Source organism: Ruegeria halocynthiae, from assembly GCF_900106805.1.
GTDB classification, from domain to species: Bacteria; Pseudomonadota; Alphaproteobacteria; order Rhodobacterales; family Rhodobacteraceae; genus Ruegeria; species Ruegeria halocynthiae.
Map to the genome: position 1 here is coordinate 1707814 of NZ_FNNP01000001.1, position 17782 is coordinate 1725595.

At 52.2% G+C, this 17782-nt stretch carries 9 protein-coding genes; 1 reads left to right on the forward strand and 8 read right to left on the reverse strand.

All coding sequences use genetic code 11. The features are described 5' to 3' along the window. Position 1 precedes the first annotated feature (1 nt). Positions 2-5836: a GAF domain-containing protein gene (locus BLU89_RS08550; protein WP_176797673.1), complete on the reverse strand. Its 5835-nt coding sequence runs from the start codon at positions 5834-5836 to the stop codon at positions 2-4. A 789-nt stretch (positions 5837-6625) separates the two neighbouring features. Here BLU89_RS08550 and BLU89_RS08555 point away from each other — a divergent pair. After that, positions 6626-8716 carry a heparinase II/III domain-containing protein gene (locus BLU89_RS08555; protein WP_083347690.1) on the forward strand — a complete coding sequence of 697 codons (2091 nt, stop codon included), beginning with the start codon at positions 6626-6628 and terminating at the stop codon, positions 8714-8716. 74 nt (positions 8717-8790) lie between these two features. Here the strand turns inward: BLU89_RS08555 and BLU89_RS08560 are convergent, their stop codons facing one another. From BLU89_RS08560 to BLU89_RS08590, 7 genes are all read right to left on the reverse strand, one after another. Continuing rightward, positions 8791-11919 (reverse strand): efflux RND transporter permease subunit, encoded by a 3129-nt coding sequence (locus BLU89_RS08560; protein ID WP_074736052.1) that lies wholly within the window; start codon positions 11917-11919, stop codon positions 8791-8793. Between the two features lie 8 nt (positions 11920-11927). Next, complete coding sequence (locus tag BLU89_RS08565) at positions 11928-13031, reverse strand: efflux RND transporter periplasmic adaptor subunit (protein WP_074736054.1); 1104 nt, start codon at positions 13029-13031, stop codon at positions 11928-11930. A gap of 395 nt (positions 13032-13426) precedes the next feature. Beyond that, complete coding sequence (locus BLU89_RS08570) at positions 13427-13888, reverse strand: hypothetical protein (RefSeq protein WP_143030530.1); 462 nt, start codon at positions 13886-13888, stop codon at positions 13427-13429. A 92-nt stretch (positions 13889-13980) separates the two neighbouring features. Next, on the reverse strand, positions 13981-14547 hold the full coding sequence (locus BLU89_RS08575; protein ID WP_143030531.1) for a hypothetical protein: 567 nt from the start codon (positions 14545-14547) through the stop codon (positions 13981-13983). A gap of 63 nt (positions 14548-14610) precedes the next feature. Continuing rightward, on the reverse strand, positions 14611-15237 hold the full coding sequence (locus tag BLU89_RS08580) for a hypothetical protein (protein ID WP_143030532.1): 627 nt from the start codon (positions 15235-15237) through the stop codon (positions 14611-14613). Between the two features lie 1287 nt (positions 15238-16524). Beyond that, positions 16525-17223 carry an MOSC domain-containing protein gene (locus tag BLU89_RS08585; protein ID WP_074736060.1) on the reverse strand — a complete coding sequence of 233 codons (699 nt, stop codon included), beginning with the start codon at positions 17221-17223 and terminating at the stop codon, positions 16525-16527. Then, complete coding sequence (locus BLU89_RS08590; RefSeq protein WP_074736062.1) at positions 17220-17765, reverse strand: MarR family winged helix-turn-helix transcriptional regulator; 546 nt, start codon at positions 17763-17765, stop codon at positions 17220-17222. Before BLU89_RS08590 ends, BLU89_RS08585 begins: the two co-directional genes overlap by 4 nt. Positions 17766-17782: the final 17 nt, after the last annotated feature.

Below are 17782 nucleotides of genomic sequence, written 5' to 3' on the forward strand. Positions count from 1 at the left end.
ATCACGTTCTTTGGCTAGGAACATTCAAAAGGGCTTCGATAAGAGAAGGGACACGGATTGGCTTTGCGATATAGTCGTCCATGCCCGCCTCCAGGCACATTTCCCGGTCACCTTGCATGGCGTTGGCGGTCATAGCTACAATACGGGGTCGGTTGTCACCGGGGAAGGAAGTGTTGATGCGGCGGGAGGCTTCCAACCCATCCATTTCAGGCATCTGCACATCCATCAGAATGACATCATATCGTTGGCGGGCAACGCTTTCGACGGCCTCGGCCCCGTTAGATGCAAGGTCTGCGCGATAACCCATCTGCTCTAACAGGCGCAGCGCGAGTTTCTGGTTCACCAGATTGTCTTCGGCAAGCAGGATGCGTAGCGGGTGACGCTTGGCCATCTCTGGGTCGGTTTGCGCTTTGCCATCAATTTTGGTCCTTTTGACCGGTGTTGTATTTGATTCAAACAAGGTGACCAATGTATCAAACAAATGCGATTGACGAAGAGGTTTGGCGAGGTTCGCGACAAACAGGCCGTCCTCAAGGTCCAATTCACGCGGACCAAGAGAGCTGAACAGGATCAGCGGCAGGTTCGGGTTCGCGTTTCGGACTTTCTTGGCCAACTCAACCCCGTCCATCTGGGGCATATGCATATCAAGGATAGCGAGGTCGAATGTGTCGCCTTTCCCGAGTGCGCCCAATGCCTCAGAGGGCGTTTCAAACGTGGTTGTTTTCGCACCCCATTTTTCGGTTTGCAGCGACAGGATTTTGCGATTGGTGGCATTGTCATCAACCATCAGGATGCGCTTACCATCCAGCTCGGACTGGACCCCCACCAGATTACGTGATGACGATTTGATGGGTTTGGATGGTTTTGCCTGAATTGTGAAAGTGAAGGTGGAGCCAAGCCCCTTCCCGCCGCTTTCGGCCCACATGCTACCACCCATCAATTCAGCCAACCGTTTTGAGATGGCCAACCCAAGACCGGTGCCGCCGTATTTCCGTGTTGTGGAACTGTCGGCCTGACTGAAGGACTGGAACAGGCGGCTCATGCCTTTTTCAGACAGACCTATACCGGTGTCACGCACGACAAAGGCAAGTTCCAGAATGTCCCTATTCTTGGCCGTTTGTTCGACAGACAAGACGACCTCGCCGCTTTCAGTGAACTTAACTGCGTTGGACAGCAGGTTCAGCAGGATTTGCCGCAACCGCGTCAGGTCTGTACTGATCGCAACCGGCAATGCGTCATCAAGTTCATAGGCCAGATCAAGTTGCTTTTCCGCCGCTTTGCCGCTGATAAGATCCAACGCGCTTTCGATACATTCGCGCAGATCGAAGGGGTGGGTTTCAATATCCATCTGACCGGCTTCGATCTTCGAGAAGTCGAGAATTTCATTGATGATCCCAAGCAACGCATCACCACTGTCCCGGATCGTGCTGGCATAGTCGCGCTGTTCGGCGTCAAGCTCTGTGTCCATCATCAGCCCACTCATCCCGATCACAGCATTCATCGGGGTGCGGATCTCGTGACTCATCGTGGCGAGGAACGCGCTTTTAGCCTCATTGGCGGTTTCTGCCGCTTCGCGAGCTTCTTGAGCTTCGTTGAACAGACGCACATTTTCCAGAGCGATAGCGGCCTGATCTGCAAAAGATTCAGCGACGGATATTGCTTCGGCGCCAAATACCTCGCCTGAATTGCGCACGAATATCAGACATCCGATGCTTCCCTTGTCGCGCATAAGGGGTACGTTCATTGCGGATCTAAACTTGTGCTTCTTGATTATCTCCTGTTCTCGTGGCGGTAATTCTTCAATGGGCGTTTCCGGGCCGATCTGATTGTTTTTGCCACTTAACATTGCGCGTGACGGCAGGTTGTTGGCGGGATCGATGGGAAATGGGATTTGCGTAAAGTCTGCTTCAATGCCATCCGGTGTCGCGACAGCGGCTTGCCAAAGCTGCGTACCGTCGCTTTGCAGCGCTACAGCAAGGTCACACCCGATCAAATCGATGGACAATCTGACAATTTCCTCAAAGACCGGTGTGATCTCGTTGGGGGATTCACTGATCACCCGCAACACATCCGTACTCGCCGTTTGGCGCGCAAGCGAGGTTTGGGTTTCATTGAACAAACGCGCGTTTTGGATGGCGATAACGGCCTGATCGGCGAAGCTTTCCAACAGAGAGATTTCTTCTGTGGTAAAGGGTTTGATCTCGCGACGATACAGCGCGATGTTGCCAATTCCCTGACCATTTTGAACCAACGGGATCACCAAGAATGTTCGAATTCCTTCCTCATCCACTGCCATGCGTCGCTTGGCATTTCCGGCACGGTATCTGTCCGTATCTTTGAGATCGTGAATGTGGACGGCTTTGCATTCGAGAATGCTGTCGGCGATCGACACTCCCGGTTCCATCTCCCATCTGGTTGTTCCGACTTCGATCACATCAAGTTTGTCCCCGTGATGCGCCACAAGATCGGCATGGCTGCGCGTTTCATTCACGATGTTCAAACTCGCCATGGGTGAGGCACAGAGCTTTGCCGCGCGGCTGAGTATCGCCTCAAATGCGGGTTCAAGATCGGACTGTGTTTCGCTGATTACCCGCAGGATATCCGCGCTGGCGGTCTGACGTGCCAAAGCGCTTTGCGTTTCATTAAACAGTCGTGCACCCCCGATGGCGATTACAGCCTGGTCTGCAAAGGACTCAGCCAGTGCAATCTCTTCCGCATTGAAGGGTTTCTCGGTTTTACGAATGAAGGTTAAAGCACCCAAAGAAGCGTCCCTGCGCATCATGGGCACGTGCAGCGAAACCTTGTACCCATGTTTCTTTGATCTTTCTACATCGCGCGCTGGAAGATTGTCTTGGCCATAACTGTGGTGTTGGGTTTTGCCCAGAACCATAGCTCTGGCAGGCGTGTTGTCGTCGGCATCCAAAGGCGCGCGGGCGTCTGATTTCCACTTTTCCAATCCGCGCGGTGTGGCCACCGCGGTTTGCCAAACGTCCTGCCCATCGGTTTGCCCGGCAATTGCCAGATCACAGTCGATCAGTCGAATACCCGCCTGAACAATTTCTTCAAAAACAGGGGTCACATCATCCGGTGATTGGCTGATGACACGCAGGATATCCGCACTGGCCGTTTGGCGCGCCAAGGAGGTCTGCGTTTCGTTGAACAGGCGGGCATTTTCGATCGCGATGCTTGCTTGATTGGCGAAACCCTGCACAAGTTCGACGCAGTTTTTCTGCGGTGCGCCGGGTTCTGACCACCCAACTATCACAACCCCCCAGATACGCCCATCAGCCCGTACAGGGATACCCATCAAACGCCGATATCCAGCGGCCTTGGCAAGGTTCGGATTGAAATACTCAGACGACCAGGCATCGGCCATGTGCTGTGCGGTGCCAGTCTCTACGACCAAGGGCGCCATATGCCCTTTTGCAGGTTTCAGCGGGTAATCGGCGGTCAGCGTTTTTAAGGTCTCGGGAGGGAACCCGTATTGGGCACAGAATTGGAAATGCTCGCCGTCAAATTGTTCGAGTACCGCAAATTGAGCGTCACTCAGTTCGGCGGTTTTCTGGACAACCAGATCAAAGACTGGTTGCAGGTCGGATGATGCTTCGTTGATGACCTGCAAAATCTCAGCGCTGGCTTGCTCACGGACAAGTGCCTCCTCAACCTCAGCGGTACGGGCCTGAACCTCGTCAAACAGCCGTGCATTGCTGATTGCGATTACCGCTTGTGAAGCAAAGGTCTCCAACAATCCAATTTGCTTTTTCGTGAACGCGCTGGCTTCGCTGTGAGCCATCACGATGACACCGACCGTTACACCGTTTTTAACCAGAGGCACGCCAAGCGTGGTCAGGTAGTCACCAATTTTGGCTGCTTCTTTCCATTCATAAGTTGGGTCTTGGCTGGTGTCTTCGATATAGACTGACTTGCCAGACAATGCTGCACGCCCGATACAGGTGCCTTCGCCTGGCGCAATGGGATTGTCATTCAAATACTGTTTGAACTCGTCAGACACATCATGCGTCAGCGCCACACGATATAATCCGTCCTCAACGTCCAACATTGCGCAAAACGCATATTCTGGCGCGCAAATACGCGATGATACGGACAGAATGGACTCTAGAACCGGCTCCAACTCGTTGGGGGATTTTGAAATCACCTCAAGAACTTCGGATGTGGCTGTCTGGTATTCCAGCGCCTGTTCGACTTCGGTGGTCCGCTCTTGAACTTGACGGAATTGGCGGACGTTCTCCATTGCAATCACAGCTTGTGCGGCGAAGGTCTGAACAAGGGCTGTGTCGTCGTCCGAAAAAGGCGCGACCTCGCGACGGTAAAGCACCATTACGCCGAGCCCCTTGCCGTCTTTCATTAGCGGCACGGCTAGAACCGAACGAGCCCCTTCTAGATCAACCATCTGCACCCGCTTGGGGTCGCGGTCCTCATAGTACAGCGGATCATCCGCGATGTCGTCCTGTCGGATGAGCTGCCCATCGATCATAGGGCGGATTGCCACCAACTCAGTTCGGGTAAGGGGTTCAACGAATCCTTGCAGTGCCTCATCAAAATCCGTGCGCGCACCTATATTGGCCGGGATCGTCGCCACTCCGCGCTCGTGATCTGCGACGCAAAGGAAAGCAAGCGGTGCTTTGCACAACCGGCTCGCGTTCTTGAGAATGCTATTGAACACCGGCTGATCGTCATCCCGGCTTTGGCTGATGACCTCCAAAATCTCGCGCGACGCTGCCTCGCGTTCCAGCCGTTCTTGCACTTCTCGGAACTGGCGGGTGTTTTCTATGGCAATCACGGCGTGTTTGGCGAACGCCTCAATCAACTGAATATCATCGTCAGAAAATGGACGGACGTCACGTCGGCTGAGTCCAATCGCACCGATCGCTTCGCCCTTTAGCATCAACGGAACAGCGACGCGGGATCGGATGCCTTCGATTTCCACCATGTTGACCGCGACTGGATCACCGGAGCGGTATAAATCGGTATCCGCGTAATCATCGATCCGAACAGCTTTGCCAGTTAGAATTGCCTTTGCCGCAGAAAGCGGGCCATCCAACGGCCATTCCTGACCAACGAGCATCGCGGATTGCTCATGTCCCCAATCCGCGGTCAATCGACCATGTGTGCGGGCCTCGTTGGCCAATATCAACGCGGCTTGATCTGCCCCACATACTCGCGCTGCTTGCGCAAGAACCGAGTCAAAAACACGCGCATCATCATCGCGGCTTTGGCTGATGACTTCGAGGATCTGAGAGGTGGCCTTCTCGCGTTCAAGCCGATCTTGAATTTCGCGGTATTGGCGCACGCTTTCGATAGCAATGACCGCCTGTGCAGCAAAGGTTTGGACCAGTTCGACTTCGTCATCCGAATAGGCCAGCACTTCATCGCGTGCGAGCATCAGACACCCAATCGCAGAACCTTCCAACATCAAGGGCACGAACAGATTGCTGCGGCATCCGTGTTTGTCGACAATCAACTTGTAACGCTCGTCACCTGACCTGTGGAAATCCGTGTCACCCATGTCCAGTACGCGATTGATCTGACCGGTCAGAATTGCATCCCCAACAAGCGAGTTTCCTGGCTCCATTGTGTACTTGCCGTCTTCCCACAATTTCTGGATTTCCGGGTGCAGGTTAACACTCGCCACAAGTCTCTGAAGTTTGTCGCCCTTGCGCCCCAAAACTAACCCGGCAAAAACAGCTCGACACAGATTTTTTGCCAGCCTGACAATTAGATCGACTATCGGTTGCACATCATCCGGGGAATCCGCGATCGCACGCAAGACCTGAGCAGCTGCCTCAAATCGCACCTTCAAATCTTCAGCACTCAATTCCCGATCATGCGTGGCAATGTGCTCAGGTTGAACTTTTTCCCCAGACACTTTGTTGCCGTTCTCCAATATCCAAGTTTCCAACTCAATTTGCGAAAAATGACAGGTCAACTGTCAGTGAACGTGAATTGAAAGTCACTTACTATTTTGAAATGTGTTGAAAGCGTTGAGATATGCAGACGCTTTACCTGGAAATCTGGGAAGCAATATACGGTGCAAATGAGGGGATACTTTACCCTAAATAGCGAAATCGTAGTGACAATTTCACAGATACTGAAGATGGAGACGAACGAAAGTGAACCTTGAAACCAGACTCCAGTCGGATGTTTCGATATTTCCAAAGCCGCTACGAACGACCGCCTCCCGCCGCTACAGACCGACACTTTCAATTGGTCGAATATCGAGCAGCTTGAAATTCCGCTTCTAAGCCGGTGTGTGGCACTGCATTCCTTCGTAGTGAATGGCCGCTTTCCAACCATTCAATTTCATCTGATGAAATTGGTTTGTTTACAAATGGTGATCGTGCAGCTTGCCCCGCCGCCTTTGTTTTTGGGCCAGCGGGATTTGGACGAACCAAACGCCTCTGGCCGCAAGGGGTAAGACGACGCATAGTTTTGCCACTCCCTTTCATCCAAGGCATTGATTTTAAACAAACGAGATTTTCTTTGGCGCACAAGTCTTGCCAATTGCGACTCAAGGGTCTTCCATCTCATCAGAAGATTCAGACCGGCATCTCTGACTTGCGGACCAGAAAGCGACGACTGCGATCTCTTCTTTAGGTTAGATTCAATGCACAACATTCGAGGTGATCGATTGAAAGAAGAAACGTCGCTTCGAGTGAGAAATGTTAACTCTGATGGCCGACTCGGCCATCTTTTAGGAAAGGAAGCATTCCAAATGATCGCGGCCATCGGCAATGTTTTGTCGCAGCGTTCGACTTATGCTGCGGCCTCGTTCCTGATCGTTGTTTTCACCAATAGTGCTTGGTCCGAAGCTGTTGTGCCGCAAATCATGCTGACCAATGACGTGGTCGAACGCGTTGAAACCCTTCGCAGAACAGACGCTGCTATCGCTTCGGACTATGAAGCACTACTTACAACCGCAGATTCTTATTTGGATCGAGCCACGATTGTGGACGCGCTCAACGCGCGCGACTCCACATTGCAGTCGGGATTTGTTGGGTTTGATCAGAAGCCGGTTGAACGCCTGACAACGCTGGGCATGGCGTGGCGACTAACCCGAGACAAGCGATATGCTGAACGAACCAAACTGGAGCTTATGCAACTTGCAGACCTGGAAACTTGGCATCCAGAGCATTTCCTGGGCTTAAGCAGAGTGACGTTGGCGATTGCGCTCGGCTACAGCTGGATCGGTGAAACACTTGATGAAAGCGAACACTCCGTAATCAGGTCAGCTCTTATCGACAAAGCGCTGAACGAGGCCAATAGGATCTATAAACTGGATAAAGCCTATTTCGACAAGGGATGGGTTGTCCCGCAGCGTTGGGTGCATCCTACGCCGGTTCCAACTACGTTGCCGGATGGTACTGCAACTGCAGATATCACCTGGCCAGTCGCATCGTTTAATTGGAATATCATCTGCAATACCGGAATGATCGTTGCAGCCCTTGCGGTCTCTGAAGCTGAGCCAGAGCTGGCGACGCAGACTATCGAAAGCGCTCAGACTTCGATCCGGAATGGGTTTGCCATGCTCGCTCCGGATGGGGCGTGGCCAGAAGGACCCATGTATGGCGCCTTGTCCGCGCGGGATGCGGCAATAGCAATCACGTCTCTGGAAACTGTCCTTGGGCACGATTTTGATTTGTCTAAAACCGACGGAATGGCGAATTTTGGTGACTATCTTACGCATGCGACCGGACCGTCCGGCATGTTGTTTAACTACGGCGACAGCGACACTAACACTGATCTGGTCGCTTTGACTTGGCTTGCGTCGCATTTTAACCGGCCCGACTACAACCTTCGTGTCTCCGGCTCCAAACCTTCTTCACACATTGCGCTGGATTTGATCTGGCGGCAAAAAACCAAGGCTAAGTCGATCGACGGGCGGCAAAATTCGTTTTGGTTTGGCGGCTTAGGGCTTGTGACAATGAGAACGGCTTGGGATGATCCGCAAGCAACCTATGTCGGCTTCAAGGCAGGGCCACTGCGCAGTCACCACAATAACCTCGATGCCGGAACATTTGTTCTTGAAGCCGATGGCGTGCGATGGGCAGTTGATCTTGGGATCGGAAACTATCACTTACCGGGTTACTTCACCAACAAGCGTTTTGACTATTATCGTACCGCCACCATCGGTCAAAATACACTGACCTTTAATTCTGCAAATCAGCAAACGACTGGTCGCGCACAGATCGAAGAGTTTGGGCAGTTTCCCGATTTCACCTTTGCAATCGCAGACCTTTCAGAACCGTATGCCCAGCCCGTGGGTACCGTTAGACGCGGCATTGCCTTGATCGAAGGGAATACGGTCGTGGTTCAGGACGAAATTAAACGAGGCCATAGTGAACCTGTATTCTGGACCATGCATACGGATGCGCAGATCCACATTGATGGGCAGACTGCTATACTGCGTAAGGACGGCAAAGAACTATTGGCGCGCATTCTATCTCCACCAGAGGGCCGTTTTACATTGCGTTCAGCGGATCCTTGCAAAACACCGTACAATTCGGACTGTGCCGATCAGAACCCCAATACCGGTGTCAGCAGATTAATGATCGATTTAGGCGTTCAAAACTCCGACACCCTTCAAACGATTTCCGTTACGTTTGAAAGCATCAAGAGCGCAACTGACAAGACAATTGTCCCGCTGAGCGAGTGGCGATTGCAGGCTACTCTGTCGAGACCGGACCCGAGCGAATAGCGCTGTTTTCAGGTGCCAGACACCATCTTGATCATTCGATTCGGCTGGGTGGGTGCACGCCCTGTTTCCAAGCGTCACGCATGTTTGGAACGAGGTCTCAGGCGGACCAGATACTCTCTAAGCGCCTGAAACGCGGTGTATAAAACCGGGATCATCAATAGCCCCAGCGTACTGTCGAGTATCATGCCGAACAGGACGGGATAACCAATCGATACCCGGGCGGCTGCACCTGCCCCGCTGGACAGCACCAGTGGAAGAACCCCGACAATAAAACACAAGCCTGTCATTGTGACAGGCCGGAACCGGATCTCTGCTGCTTTTAGGGCCGCATCACGAATGCTTGCACCAGACAGGCGCTGCTGGTTTGCGAACTCTACCACCATGATAGCTTTCTTAGCGGCCAATCCAATGAGCAAAACCATTCCCACTTGGGCAAAGATATTGCTGGTCAAAAACGGAAACAGTGCCAGAGGTATCAGCGCGCCCAACAACGCAAAGACTGTCGATGTAATGATCGATAAAGGCAGAACCCAGCTTTCGTACAAAACCACCAAAAACAGGTAAGCCAGCACAAGGGCAAAGAGCATAATGTAGGGCACCAAATTCTGAGACTTCACTTCCTCTTGCGTGACGCCCGACCATTCAATCCGGAACCCGTCGGGAAGTGTTTTGTCTGCTATTCTCTGCATCGCCGCAATTCCTGCACCCGAGCTGATATCCTCTGCAAGTTGCGCACTGACCGATGCTGCCGTGAACAGGTTGTAACGGGGGATCGAATCTGGCGCGAGGACCGGTTCGCTGCTTACGAAATTTCGAAGTTGCAGCGAGTCGCCCGCACTGTTTTTGACATAGATATTGCCCACGTCATCCAGGGTTTGGCGATATTGGGCATCAGCCGAGATAACTACCCAATACACCCGCTCGGACAGAATGAAGTTATCAACAAAATATGTGCTGAGATTGGCCTGCAAAGCTGTGAATATATCTGAAACGTTAACGCCCAGCGCCTCGGCTCGATCCCGATCCAGCAAGAGCCGATATTGCGGCGTCTGTCCTGAAAAACTGCCATTTGCGCGGACAAATTCCGGCGCGGAATTCAACGCTGTCACAAAGGCGTTCATCACCGATTCCAGCTTTTCCCCATCGCCTTTTTCAAGATCCAGAAGCTCGACCGATATACCACCTGTTGAGCCCAGCCCGTGGATGGTGGGAAATGGAAACACATAGCTTTCAGCCTCGGGCCACGTGGCGAGTTGCTTGTCCAAATCCTGCATGATGGCGTTCCAATGCAGGTTCGGGGTTTTTCGTTGGTCCCAGGGTTTGAGTGTCACAATCGCCATACCAGCGTTTGATCGGCCACCAGCCAGCATGCTTGCGCCGGACACTGTAGTCACTGTGTCCACCCCCGGAGCCTGTTCGATAACCGCACCAGCCTTTGCCATGAAAGCCTGAGTGCGCTGAAGCGATGCACCGTCCGGCAACGCCATCGCCGCCAGCAAGACACCGTTGTCCTCTTGTGGGATTAAACCGGTTGGGACAGTTTTGAAGAGATAAATCGTTCCGCCAACGGCTGCAGCAAAAACAAACAACGAGATCGCGAGGTATCGCAGCATGAGCGCTACGAGACGCACATACTGTGTTCTGACCCATGAAACCACTGCAGGAACAAAACGCAACACGCCAATCGGCTTGGCCCCGGACTTCAGGACCATGGCACACAGCACCGGAGCAAGGGTCAGCGCATTCACAGCGGACAGAACAAACGCGAAGATAATTGTCGCCGCAAACTGGTAGTAAATCGTCCCCGTCACACCGGGAAAGAAGCAAACCGGCACGAACACGGCGGCAAGAACAAAGGTGGTTGCGATGATAGGCCGGTTAACCTGCGACATCGCCTTCAAAGTGGCCTCGCGCGGGTCCAGGCCATCTTCCTTCAGGATGCGTTCGGCGTTTTCAATGATTATGATCGCGTCGTCCACGACCAGTGTGATGGCGAGAACCAGGGCAAACAGCGTGATCATGTTGGCGCTGAATCCAATTGCATAAATCAGCGCAATGGCGCCAAGTAATGATACCGGGATCGCAATGGCAGGGACGATGGTTGCTCGGAAACTCGCCAAAAAGAAAAACGTCACGGCGATCACCAAACCCGCGGTGAGCGCAAGGGTCTTCAGAATATCTTCTATCGACACACGAACAGCGTCCGTCACGTCGTAGGTAATCTCATATGAAACGCCGTCAGGGAACTTCTTAGATAGTTCATCCATTAGGCTGTGAATGCTGTCCGAGATGTCGAGCGCATTCGCCGTGCTTTCCTGATGCACGGCAATTGTTGCTGTGTCCTGACCATTCAGTTGCGACGACCCGGCATAAGTGGCAGAGCCCAGTTCGATCCGGGCGACATCTTCTAGCCGCGTGACTGATCCGTCTTCGCCCGTCGAAACGATGATCCGCCCAAATTCCTCTGCTTCTCGCAACAGACCTTCTGCACGCAACTTAAGCTGAAAATCCGTTCGTGCCTCTCCGAAAGGTGGGGCTCCGACTTGCCCAGCAGCTGCAACGACATTCTGCGCTTCAATGGCGTCTGCTATCTCTGCCGCGGTGATATTCAGCGCAGCCATGCGAACCGGATTGATCCAAACCCGCATGCTGTATTCCAACTGACCAAATTGCGAAACGCCGCCGACGCCTGGAAGGCGTTGCAGGGGATCATGCAGGAACTCGGCCGCATAGTTACTCAGATACAGCTCATCCCGGGATTCGTCCGGAGAAGTCAGGTTGATCACCAGGATCATATTTCCGGATTGTTTTGTGACTTCGATACCCTGCTGTTGCACTTCTGATGGTAATTCCGCACTGGCGAGCGCGATCCGATTTTGCACCTCAACTGCAGCGACGTTTGGATCCGTTCCCAATTCGAATGAAACGCTCAGGTCATAGCTGCCATCATTCGAACTTTTGGACTGCATGTACAACATGCCCTCGATCCCGTTCACACGCTCTTCGATCGGCGCCGCAACAGATTCCTGAATAACCTGCGCATCGGCACCTGGGTAACTGGCCTGAACATAGATCTGCGGTGGAGCAATGTCGGGGTATTCAGAAATAGGTATCAGCCGAACACAGACCGCGCCAAATAGTACCATCAAGATCGCGACAACAGCGGCAAAATGCGGCCTGTTGATGAAGTAGTGAGAGATCAATCCCTTACCTAACTCTGGCTGTCGACTGGTGTTACGACCAAGCCATCGTGAATTTTTTGCAAACCTTGCACAACGACCCGGTCACCCTCCTTCAGCCCTGACTTAACCTGAGTTCTGGTCGCGGACTGGGTGCCAATTTCGATGTTCATACGGTGAACAGTATTCTTGTCATCAACGGAAAACACAAAGTAACCCTGCTTGTCGAACTGTACGGCATTGCGAGGGACGGTCAGTACCTTTGGGTCTTCTGAGCCACTCAGGGAAACAGTGACAAACTGTCCAGGGATCAAAACCCCGTCCGGATTTGCAAATGTAGCCCGCAACTCGACGGTGCCCGTGTCCTGACCGACACTATCGCCGACGTAGGTGACTTTGCCATCTGAGGGGAAAACGCCACCATCAGCCAGCGTGATCTGCGTCGTCAGTTTTATTTCGTTCTGTGTGATGGACCCGTTGCGGCGTTCGCGCAGTAATACAGGTTCGCTGACAAAAAAGCTGACCAAAATGGGATCGATACTTGAAACTGTCGCAAGAACTCCGCTGTCGGAATCAACAATATTGCCTGCATCGACCGCAGACAATCCGATCCGCCCGTCCAAGGGGCTGACAATTTCGGTATAGTCGAGATCTATTTGTGCGATCTTGAGATCGGCAATGGCTTCATCCACAGCGGCCTGACCTTCGGCATACGTCGCTTTGGCGGCATCCAGAATGGCTTGCGGAATATCGCCTTTGTCAAACAATGTTTGTTGCCGGTCCAGGTCTGCCTTGTCGCTTTGTGCCGAGGCCTGAGCGCTTTTTAGCGCGGCCTGTGCGTTGTCAACGCTTGCTGCGTATTTTCTCTTTTCGATCCGGAACAGCACGTCGCTCTTTTTAACGGTGCCGCCTTCCGTAAAATTGACCTCTTCGAGAATACCCTCGACACGAGCCTGCAAATCGACGCTCTGATCAGCAACAACGCGTCCTACGAATTCATCCTGTTTCTGCAGTTCTTGCATCGTGGCCGATGCAACGACCACACTAGGCGGCGCTGGCGTTTCTGTCTGTGCCACACCAGCACTGGCGAGTGCAAACACAGCCAGAGTGCTGAAGAGAAAAGTAGCTGAGTTCATCAAGTGCTCGGTTGTTTGGCAGGGGGTTAGATCACTATCCACATCCGACTTCTGTGGCGCAATGTCTTTCTGCCAATATGGCGGATCTTAATAATTGATAAATTGATCAGTGCAGAATGCACAACGATTGCTGTGGGTGCCCGACGCCTGAAGCAATTTTGTGGTACAATTCTGTGGGTCTCAAATGTGCTACGCGCCTGACTATGGGCGCGCAGCTGAGATTTTCAGGTATTATTCTTGCCTTACGATCCAGAGGAAGCACTAGCATTTCCATTGGATAACAAACAGCACAATTCAGAACCTTGGTGATGTTTCACAAAACGGGCGGCGATGGCCAGATTTGTCCGATCAATCTGGTGAATTCTCTTATCCTCGACAATTTGGTGGCCGAAGCCTCAGATGCAGCAGCTGTAGGGTGGACGCCATGAAAATGAGTCAATCACCATTACCGGATTATCGAATGCCATGGCGTCAGAGCCCTCGACATACGTGTAATCATAGGTGACCTGATCATCGCTGACTTTCGGGTTTGAGATTTCAAGAATGACAACTTGAGATTTGCCGCCCACGCTCCCCGTCAAGGCAACATTAGGTGGGTTTTCTTCAAAGTTATTCTCGCCTTTACCCCAGATTTCAAAAAGCTCTGCGCGCGTGATGAAACCGGCATCACGATAGGGACGGTCTGAAAAGACAGATACCTCGTCCCCCACGCCGAGCAGGATGAGCTGACCATCGGTGAGTTCGGCTTTTTCGCCAACCTCGACAAAGAGATAGCTTTTTTCCGGTGCATCGTCTGCATTTGCGATTGTCGTCGCGAACGTTGCAGTCACTATCGCGGTGACCAATTGGATTCTCATGAGCCTAACTCCACAACTTCTGGGAAGGATGCCTAGATGATTGTTGGTGAGTTCACAGCTCGTCGCTAAACGGTCAGTGAACTCACCGAATTTCAATCCGTGTTCGAAGTTGAATTTCCCAACGCAACTCCAGAAATAAGTTGGTTTTCACCGCCGCCGACAGCTGTATTTACTGCGCCGGCAAGAGTGTCAGTCACAGCTTCCCAACCCCAATCATCAATCACTAAGTACGGGTGGTCGATTTGTCCGACCTCCGTGCCTTCGATCAGAGTGAATTGAAAGCTCATTGCTCCATCATTCAGAACCGGATTACTCATTTCAAGGACTAAGGAGACGGGTTTTCCATCGTCAGACTGCCCCACCAACGCAACATTTGGTGGATCAGCAGCAAAACTGTCTGCGCCCTCATCCCAAGCTCTCAAAAGCTCTGCGATCGGGACAGTCGCTGCGGCGCGGTGCGGCCTGTCTGTAAATACAACCACATTCTTGTCCACCCCCTTCAATGTAAGGGTCCCATCCGACAGTGTCGCGGTATCGGCGTGCTGAACAAATAGTACACTTTCAGGTGTAGGTTTGTCGTCCGATGCTTCCGCCATGGCTGCGGTCGTAAGACCAATCGTTGCCAAGATGACAAGTACATTTTTTAGTGCTCGGTTCATTTCATATCCTCGCTTCAAGATCGTCTGCGCATGAGTTACACGCATCATTTTTGTTGCATGGCATTAGTCGGTCGTGGTCCAGTTTAAGCCGGAAGATGGCGTTGGAATTCCGACCGCTTGGCTAACTGTGGCGAACGTCGAAGCGATGTTTTGATCCAGATAGCTCATATCAATCACAACATAGGGGTTGTTGATTGCGCCTTGATCATCCCCTTCAATAATACTGTATTGATAACTAATAGAATTCTCGCTCAGCACCGGATTGCGTATTTCGACGATCAAAGAGACTGGTTCGCCATCATCAGTTTCGCCGACCAATGCGGCATTCGGTGGATCAGAGGCAAAACTGTCCGCGCCTTCGCCCCATGTTTTTACAAGCTCAACCACGGGGATGGTGGCTGCGGCTCGATGTGGGCGATCAGCGAACACGATGACGTTTTTATCGGCGCCTTCCAAGGTGAGTGTATTGTCCGCAAGCGTCGCTTTTTCTGCATGTTGAACAAACAGAACACTTTCAGGCGTTTTCTTTTCTTCCGATGTTTGTGCTACGAGCACAGACGCGAATGTGCCCAACAATAATGCGGTTCCAAGGATTCTGGCTGGCGTTCTCATCTTTTGCTCCCAAAGTGATTTCTGCATTTGCTTTAACGCGAATTGATCTTCACCCATAGAGACAGGCTCGGTCGACATGTCGGCTCCCTTTAAGCTTGCGTGTGCAACTTCGCGCTTCAAGGGGTCATGAGGAAGTCTTAACAGAACAACCATAAAGTGAAATCGCATTCTTGCGAAAACCAAATTCATAGGCTCAGGTATAAAAATACTGAGTGATCTTTCAAATCCGAAACCCGACTTCACCAATGGGCAAACAGCAAAACAACAAAACAACAAAACAACAAAACAACAAAACAACAAAACAACAAAAAATGAAGGTGGCAATTCGAAGATGATCGAACAACATGTCCTGCTAAATGTAGATGCACGCCCATTTAGCGACCCCAAATAGGCACTTTGTCCACCCTTAGCTTGTTGGAACAAGCAGCGGCGATAGCATGGTTTCGCTTCGGGCAAGATCAATGCTAATGAGCGGCTGGATTAGCAGCAATGGCTGCGCCGCAGCGAAAGACGTGCCGCACGTGCCAACAATTGCTGTGTCAGCAATGGGCGCAGTTGCGCAAGTCCAGTTTGCACGCATAGCTGCTGTCCACGACCCCAAAACACTGCGTCTTTGATTTAAAGTCCGCTTCCAGGGCATTGCCGCCGTCACTAAGGCCTAGTGCTGCACTAGCAGCGAAGGTCTGCTTGGTGGCTAACTGTTACTTTTTCAGTTCGACAGAATGATACAATCGCAAATTGCGGTGGGCTTTCTTCCCCACCACTTTCCGTTTTTTGGGCCAGCGGCAATTGGACAAGCCAAACGCCCTGGCCGTTAGGGTGAGGGCGCGGCCCTCCCCCTCCCGCGTTCGCCACGTGGCAGATTAGCAGGAACAGGCAGCTTCGGTGTCTGACCTACAAATCAGCTCTGATTTTCCGAAAGGGAAGTCAGATCAAACCAAACTATCTGCGGGAGTATGAAATGGGGGCGGCGTGTTAGCTGACGACGCAAAGGTCAAATTCAACTGATGTGCAACGTTGGGGGCGCCTTCTGATGTCGAACGTTCACTGCTTTTCTGGTCCAACTGTGACGGTTGGGTCAGGTTCGTGTGACGTTCAACAAGAGATGTGGAACGTCACTGATATTTGACTCAATTGACGGCCAAAACCTCAATAAACAGGTCAATCACGTCATTCAATTTTGACCCAAACGTCAAGCATTTCTGGCCCAAGGCGCTTAATGGCATTTCATCGATGCTGGAGTTGATGTCTCATTTTTTGCTTGCTCTACCCAGCGACTGACAAACGGGGATTTGACCGTTATGGAGTTGAGAAGGTTACTAAGTTCGAGGAAATTACCTTATGACTGAACGCGCGTTGGGTGTCTTATCCTGAGCTTCCAAGCCTTGCCGATGTATCCTCCTTGGCATTGCCTTCAGCCATTCGGCTAAAAGCTTGTCGCCAACCTTCAGCAAGTTCTTCCATCTGAGACAAAACCTCGGCATCTTCCGGCGGAATGCGACGAGTCAGCCGCGCGCGTGTTACAGCCAATACAGACCAATTGGGATTTGGCCTTTCAGCCAAGGTGATCCGATCACCGGCGCCAACTTCGCCAGGTTCGAGGACACGGTAGTACCATCCGGTTCGGCCCGTCCTCTGAAACTGGTAAGGCATTTCCTTGCGCCCCGTATGTAGCCCAAGTTTCCAGCACGGCTGTCGCCCCTGGCTAATTTGAACTACCGCCGTCCCGAGTGACAGGATGTCGCCGATGCAGAGGTTTTCCTCGATCAGTCCCGCCGTTGAAATGTTCTCGCCAAACGCCGCTGGTATTGTGCCGGGTGCCATTAGGCCCTCTGCTTGCCAAGCCGAATAGTGATCAAAAGCATAATGATGGATGGCTTTGTCTTCGCCACCATGCACAGTCAGATCCGCTTGAGCGTCCCCGGAAAATCCAAGCGAGGTAATAGCTTGCCGCCCGTTCACCCGGTCTTTCTGAATGGCCGACGAGGGTTTACCTTCCCAGCGATCTCTGATGGCTCCAAGGAAAATGCCGTCGATGTTTGCCGACAGTTCAGGATGGTTCATCTGGCTTCCTCGTGCTCAATGCAGATCTTGTCTTTTTCGCCGGGCTCCAATGAAACACACAACAATTTGCAAAAACCGTTTTCCGTCGTGACATCATGATGGGCGCAGGATTTGCATTGTCCGAAGGACCGGCCTCCATTTACGGCCAAAGCCAGACTGAGGCCTTGCATCAGCCCCTGCTCAAGCATGGCTTGGTTTTCTAAGGGCATATCTCCAATTGCCTGGGCAACAGGGTTTGACTGACGTACGATCTCGGCCCCTTCTTTTGTGAGTTCGTAGGAAATCGACCGCTGATCATGTTCTTTGCGATGCTCTTCTACATAGCCTTTGCGCGCCAAAGCTTTGAGCGTCTGTGACATCGTTCCACGGGTTGTTCCGATGTATTCCGCAACATGCGACGGCGAGCGCGAGAACATGTTCGCCTCAGCGAGGTACTCGAGCGCCATTCTCTGAGTCGGATTCAAATCTCCCACCCATCCTTCGGACGCATCAATCCGGGCCAAACGGTTGATCAGTGTGCGTATGCGATGATCTGTGTTCATAACGCTTTTAGTAGCGA

Bases quoted from the DNA above. Each gene is read 5' to 3' on its own strand.
- BLU89_RS08580 (WP_143030532.1), bottom strand. From the start codon at position 15,237: ATGTCGACCGAGCCTGTCTCTATGGGTGAAGATCAATTCGCGTTAAAG.
- BLU89_RS08590 (WP_074736062.1), bottom strand. From the start codon at position 17,765: ATGAACACAGATCATCGCATACGCACACTGATCAACCGTTTGGCCCGG.
- BLU89_RS08570 (WP_143030530.1), bottom strand. From the start codon at position 13,888: ATGAGAATCCAATTGGTCACCGCGATAGTGACTGCAACGTTCGCGACG.
- BLU89_RS08565 (WP_074736054.1), bottom strand. From the start codon at position 13,031: ATGAACTCAGCTACTTTTCTCTTCAGCACTCTGGCTGTGTTTGCACTC.
- BLU89_RS08575 (WP_143030531.1), bottom strand. From the start codon at position 14,547: ATGAACCGAGCACTAAAAAATGTACTTGTCATCTTGGCAACGATTGGT.
- BLU89_RS08585 (WP_074736060.1), bottom strand. From the start codon at position 17,223: ATGAACCATCCTGAACTGTCGGCAAACATCGACGGCATTTTCCTTGGA.
- BLU89_RS08555 (WP_083347690.1), top strand. From the start codon at position 6,626: ATGCACAACATTCGAGGTGATCGATTGAAAGAAGAAACGTCGCTTCGA.